Annotated in this window: 5 protein-coding genes; 4 read left to right on the top strand and 1 reads right to left on the bottom strand. The window is 68.5% G+C overall.

What is annotated here, in order from left to right; translation table 11 throughout:
• Nucleotides 1-164 precede the first annotated feature (164 nt).
• The 4 genes from LQV45_RS18805 (at nucleotide 165) to pabB (ending at nucleotide 3,944) form a co-directional block, all read left to right on the top strand.
• A complete protein-coding gene (locus LQV45_RS18805) occupies nucleotides 165-644 on the top strand; it encodes a MarR family winged helix-turn-helix transcriptional regulator (RefSeq protein WP_230008326.1) in 480 nt (159 codons plus the stop codon).
• A 49-nt stretch (nucleotides 645-693) separates the two neighbouring features.
• Complete coding sequence (locus LQV45_RS18810) at nucleotides 694-1,233, top strand: NUDIX domain-containing protein (RefSeq protein WP_230008327.1); 540 nt, start codon at nucleotides 694-696, stop codon at nucleotides 1,231-1,233.
• 75 nt (nucleotides 1,234-1,308) lie between these two features.
• Nucleotides 1,309-1,881, top strand: a complete 573-nt coding sequence (locus LQV45_RS18815; protein ID WP_230008328.1) for a low molecular weight protein-tyrosine-phosphatase — start codon at nucleotides 1,309-1,311, stop codon at nucleotides 1,879-1,881.
• Nucleotides 1,878-3,944 carry an aminodeoxychorismate synthase component I gene (pabB, locus tag LQV45_RS18820; RefSeq protein WP_230008329.1) on the top strand — a complete coding sequence of 689 codons (2,067 nt, stop codon included), beginning with the start codon at nucleotides 1,878-1,880 and terminating at the stop codon, nucleotides 3,942-3,944. The genes LQV45_RS18815 and pabB overlap by 4 nt, the downstream gene beginning before the upstream one ends.
• Nucleotides 3,945-3,967: 23 nt before the next feature.
• Here pabB and LQV45_RS18825 read toward each other — a convergent pair.
• Nucleotides 3,968-4,445 (bottom strand): phospholipase D-like domain-containing protein (locus LQV45_RS18825; protein WP_230008330.1); only part of this gene is annotated, 478 nt, incomplete at its 5' end.

A 4,445-nucleotide genomic window follows, 5' to 3' on the forward strand; every position in this document is an offset into this window, starting at 1 on the left:
CGCTTCCGGTGACGATTGCTACTTTTCCTGACAGGCTCATTGCCGCTCCTTTGCTAGCTGCCTTGTGCATCCGGCCCCGCGGCATGGGATGCTGTTCTGTATCCATGAAAATATGGATAGTTGAAAAAGTCAACGATTTATTTTTTGGACTATTGGAGTTGGGCATGGCGACCGAAGTTGACGACGAGCCGGGCACCGAGCCTGCGGAGAAGCTCACGGCGGCAACCATCAGCCTGGACGCGGGTTTCCTGCTGGCCAAGCTGCATGCCGGCGGGTCGGTCCTGAACAACCGCGCCCTGGCCGCGTTCGATCTCAAGGAGCGCTCCTATTCGGTGCTGGCCCTGGCCAACAGCGGGCTGGAACCAACCCAGCGGGAGATGGCCGAGTTCCTCAGCCTGGACCCGAGCCAGATTGTCGCCCTGATCGACGAGCTGGAGAAGCGCGGGCTGGTGATCCGGGCGCCCGGGAAGCTGGACCGGCGCGCCAAGATTGTTTCCTCGACCCCGGAGGGGGAAGCCCTCTTCCGGCGGGCCGAGGCCGCGGCGCGTGACGCGGAATCCGCCGCCCTGGCCGGCCTCAGCGCCCCGGAGATCGCAACCCTCAAGGGGTTGCTCCGCAAGGCGCTGTGGGGACCGGCAGCCTGATCGCGGCCGCTCAAGCGCCGCGGGAATACCCTTGGGGCAGGAGGGAGCCATGACCGTTCGCAGCGCCGGCCTTCTGCTGTACCGGCTAAGGGGTGCATCACCGCCCGGCGGGGCGCCGCCATCCGGCAGCACACCGCAGCTTGAACTCTGGATAGCCCACATGGGCGGACCGTTCTGGGCCCGCAAGGACTCCCGCGGCTGGTCCATCCCCAAGGGGGAATACCTCGCCGACGAGGACCCCCTGGCGGCCGCGCACCGCGAGTTCACGGAGGAAATCGGCACGCCGGCACCCGCCGCCGACTACCACCGGCTTGGCGACTTCCACCAGCCCTCCGGCAAGATCATCACGGTCTTCACGGCGGAAGCGGACTTCCGGCCCGAACGCATCGTGAGCAACACCTTCGAGCTGGAGTGGCCGAGGGGATCCGGCACGATCGGCAGCTTCCCCGAGATCGACCGCGCGGAATGGACCGCCGAGCCCGCAGCCCGGTCCAGGCTGGTCAAGGGCCAGCTGCCGGTCCTCGACGCGCTGGTCCGGCACCTCGGGCTGGAGCCGGCCGCACCCGGGCCCGGGCATGACAAAAACTAAAAGTCAGTTGACATTTTTTGTAATACTTCGCGGGGGCCAGCTAGCCAAGAGGCCCGGGATCGTTCATGCTTAGCTATGACCTCAATGTCGAGCCAGTACCGGATCATCGCGGTCTGCACCGGAAACATCTGCCGGTCCCCGATGGCGGAACTTATGCTGGCTGAGGCATTCCGGGCCGAGCGCCTCACGGGGGCCGTGGTCGATTCCGCCGGCACCACCGCGTATGAGGCCGGCCGGCCCATCGATCCCCGGGCAGCGCGCAAACTCACGGCGCAGAACATCGCTTCGGACCGCCACGTGGCGCGCGAATGGCGGCCCGAATGGTTCGCGAGCCGGGATCTGATCCTGGCCCTCGACGTCGACCACTACGGCTGGCTCCGGCAGGCAGCACCGGACCGGGTCTCGCTGGCAAAGATCCGCATGCTCCGCAGCTTCGACCCCGCCGTGGCGGACAAGGACCCGCTGGAGCAGGGCATCGAGGACCCGTGGTACGGCGGCCACACCGACTTCGACACCACCTGGAACCTCATCCGGGCCTCCCTTCCAGGGATTGTGCAGCACGTACGCACCGAGCTTGGGCGGCAGGACGGGCAACATCACGGCAGTGATCAAGCCACTGCACAGCAGCCGGTACGCTCTATTTCATGAGCCCCGCACCCGTCATCATCGCAATCGACGGGCGCTCCGGCTCCGGCAAGACCACCCTGGCCATCGAACTGGCGGCGCGGCTGAGGGAACACCACAAGGTCTCGCTCTTCCACCTCGAGGACATCTATCCCGGCTGGAACGGGCTGGCGGCGGGGATCGAACGCTACGTCACCACCGTGCTTTCGCCCTTGCGGCGCGGGGAGAACGCGGAATGGGTCAGCTGGGACTGGGCACGGCACTACGACGGCGAGGCCCGCACCACACGCCCGGCCGAAATCGTCCTGGTGGAGGGCGTCGGTGCCGCCGCGGCGGCCGCAGTGCCACTGCTGGACGCCGTGATCTGGGCGGACTCCTCCGACGCGGACCGCCGGGCCCGGGCGCTGGCCCGGGACGGCGACACCTACGAACCGTTTTGGGACCAGTGGGCTGCGCAGGAAGCGGAGTGGCTGGCGGCCGATGACGTCCCGTCCCGCGCGGATCTGCACGTGCTCAACCTGGCGGACGGCACCGCCCCGGACGACGTCCTGCAGGCCCTTCAGTACCTTCCCGCCGTCGCCCCTGCCCTGCTGCCCGAACTCGCCGCCCGGCGCGGGCTGCAGTTGCTGGCAGAACGGATCGAGGCCCGGCCCGAGGCCGGGCAGCTGTTTGCGGCGCTCTTTGGCGGTTCACCCAACGCCGTATGGCTCGACTCCTCCCTGGACCCGGCAGGACTGGCCCCGGAGGCAGCGGAGCGGAGCCGCTTCAGCATTTTGGCCGACGACGGCGGCCGCTTCGGCCAGGCCGTCCGGCACAGTTCCGGACGGACCCGCGTCAGCACGGGCCAGGCCACCGTGACCACCGATGACCCGTTCTTCCGCTGGCTCGACGGCGTGTGGGGCCGCCGCGCGCTCCGCGCACCCGAAGCCTACCCGTGCGAGTTCACCCTGGGCTGGCTCGGGTACCTCGGCTACGAGCTCAAGCGCGAAACCGGCGGGAACGACGTCACCGCCGCCACCCCGGACGCCTGCCTGATCTTCGCCGGCCGTGCCGTGGTCCTTGACCATGCCGAGGGCACTGCCTGGCTGCTGACCCTGGACGCACCCGACGCCGGGGACTGGCTTCAGACGGCACGCACGGCCGTCGCCGCGGCCGCGTCGGCGCAAGCGGCCGCTCATGCCTCCCCGGCCCAGCGTGTCAGCGCCCCGCAAACCACCGCCCCGCGCTTCGCCGCCCGGGACACGGAAGCCGGCTACAAGGCGAAGGTCACCGAGGCCCAGCGTGAGATCGCGGAAGGAAACACCTACGAGGTCTGCCTGACCACGGTGCTCACGGCTGCCTCGCCCGCGGGGCCTCACGGCGTGGATCCGTGGCCGGCCTACCTGGACCTGCGGCGCCGGAACCCGGCCCCGTTCGCCAGCTTCCTGCGGTTCGGCGGGCTCGCCGTGGCGAGCACGTCCCCGGAGCGGTTCCTGCAGATTGCCGCGGACGGCAGGATGCGGGCCGAGCCGATCAAGGGCACGCGCCGCCGGGACACAGATCCAGGCACGGATGCCGCCCTGCGCCAGGAGCTGGAGTCTTCGGCCAAGGACCGGGCGGAAAACATCATGATCGTGGACCTGTTGCGCAACGACTTGAGCCATTTCGCCGTCCCGGGTTCGGTGGCCGTCAGCCGGCTGTGTGCGATCGAGAGCTACGCCACCGTGCACCAGATGGTGAGCACCATCGATGCCCGGCTGCGGCCCGGGATGCCGCGGGCAGAGGCGGTTGCGGCCTGCTTCCCCGCGGGTTCGATGACCGGTGCCCCGAAGGTCAGCACCATGGCCATCCTGGACCGGCTGGAGGCCGCGCCGCGCGGCGTGTACTCCGGGGCGATCGGTTACTTCTCCCTGAACGGGGCCGCCGACCTCGCCGTGGCAATCCGGACCCTCGTGGTCAGCGCCCTCGGCGAGGGTGCCGCGGAACTGAGTCTCGGCGTCGGCGGCGCTGTCACCGCCGACTCGACCCCGCAGGAGGAGTACGACGAAATCCGGACCAAAGCGTTCGGCGTCCTCTCGACGCTCGGCGCCGGGTTTCCCACGGGCTGAGTCGGCTGTCCCGCCGGCCCCGGCTACTGCAGGGTGGCCGTCAGCCGCGCGACGTTGTCCACGTATTTGACGCCCATCGGACGTTTCATCCAGTCCTCGAGCGTAAGTTCGCGCGAAATGCCCCGGTAGGTGTCCTCCACGGCGCTGATCCGCCGCACGATGTCCTCCCCCAGGAGCATCACCGAGACCTCCAGGTTCAGCGAGAAGGAGCGCATGTCCATGTTGCTGGAACCCAGCACGGCAACGTCGTCGTCGATCGTGAAGTGCTTGGCGTGCAGCACGAAGGGGGCCTTGTAGAGGTAGATCCGCACCCCGGCTTCAAGCAGCGCCTCATAGTAGGACTGCTGGGCGTGGTGGACCAGGAACTGGTCGCCTTTTTCCGAGACGAAGAGTTCGACGTCGACGCCGCGCTGCGCCGCCGTCGTCACCGCATACAGCAGCGAGTCATCCGGGACGAAGTACGGGCTGCAGATCGAGATCTTGCGCTGAGCCGAGTAAATC

The sequence above is a fragment of the Microbacterium sp. Bi128 genome, from assembly GCF_918698205.1.